The following is a 1,200-nucleotide window of genomic DNA, read 5'->3' on the forward strand; positions in this document are numbered from 1 at the left end:
TTTTTTTGTACCTTTATGGTATGAAACAAACTCTTTCTTCTCCCAGTTTTGCCGATGTCGTTCTCGGTCAGCGTAAGGTCAAGCAGACCTTCTTTTCCCAAATAGATAAATTAATCGATTGGACACCTATCCGTGGTATCATAGAAATCGCTTATACCAAAGGTTATAAATCAACAGGTCGTCCAAGTTATGACAGCTTGATTTTATTCAAGATAGAACTTCTTCGTACATGGTATGGTCTTAGTGACGGTGAGGTAGAGGAACAAGTAAACGATCGTCTTTCTTTCAGTCGGTTTGTTGGCTTGGGTCTAGAAGATACTGCTCCCGACAGTACTACAGTTTGCCGCTTTCGCAACACGTTGGTGGAAGCAGAACTTTATGATATGGTTCTCAATGAAATCAATCGGCAACTTGAGTCTAAAGGTGTCATCGTTAAGCGTGGTGCTATTATCGATGCGAGCATTACCGATACTCCACGCCGTCCGCGTGGACGCAAGGAGTATGAAGTAGTGGAAGACCGTAATGAAGCAGACAGTCGTGATAGTTCAGAAAAAGCAATGGTCAAGGAAGTTATTAAGCCAAACGTTGATGGAGATGCAAGATGGATTAAGAAGATGGGCAAACTTCACTTTGGTTATAAGCGACATACTGTGACTGACGAGAATGGTTTGATTTTGGCTGAGGAAACAACTGCCGCCAATGAAAGTGACATCAAACATCTTGAAACTCCTTTGCAGAAAGCCAATCTTCCTGTTAGAACACCTGTCTATGCCGATAAAGGCTATAACTCTTCAGAGAACAAGGAAGTACTTACTCGGATGAAGCTCAAGAGCAGAATCATGCACAAAGGGGTTAGAGGCAAGAAGATTACAGAAAGGGAGCAACGTATCAATGTTAGCATCAGTAAGATTAGATACAGAGTTGAGCGTACTTTTGGTTCTATGCATAGATGGTTTCGTGCAGGAGTGGCAAGATATGTGGGATTGACAAAGACACATGCGCAACATATTATGGAGGCTGTTGCATACAATCTTTATCGAACTCCTGGGATAATTGTGTCCAATTCTCTCAAATAAGGGAGAAATATATATTAAATAGGGGGTATATAAGCCCTTTTGATCCTTAGATAGGCTTTATTTTTAGATTTAATGTGGTTATAAGTGAATTTATGAGAGGAAGAGAAAGTTTTGCAGAGGTCTC

1 protein-coding gene is annotated in these 1,200 nt (G+C 40.9%); it reads left to right on the forward strand.

Annotated features, from left to right (window positions below; all coding sequences use genetic code 11):
• Positions 1-20 precede the first annotated feature (20 nt).
• The gene (locus HMPREF9304_RS07365) at positions 21-1,076 is read left to right on the forward strand and encodes an IS5 family transposase (RefSeq protein WP_036927911.1); all 1,056 of its coding nucleotides are present in this window, start codon (positions 21-23) and stop codon (positions 1,074-1,076) included.
• Positions 1,077-1,200: the final 124 nt, after the last annotated feature.

Origin of the sequence: Hoylesella timonensis S9-PR14 (assembly GCF_000762405.1) — a bacterium.
In the GTDB taxonomy this organism is placed as follows: domain Bacteria; phylum Bacteroidota; class Bacteroidia; order Bacteroidales; family Bacteroidaceae; genus Prevotella; species Prevotella timonensis_A.

Coding starts and splice junctions, on each gene's coding strand:
- HMPREF9304_RS07365 (WP_036927911.1), top strand. CDS start 21: ATGAAACAAACTCTTTCTTCTCCCAGTTTTGCCGATGTCGTTCTCGGT.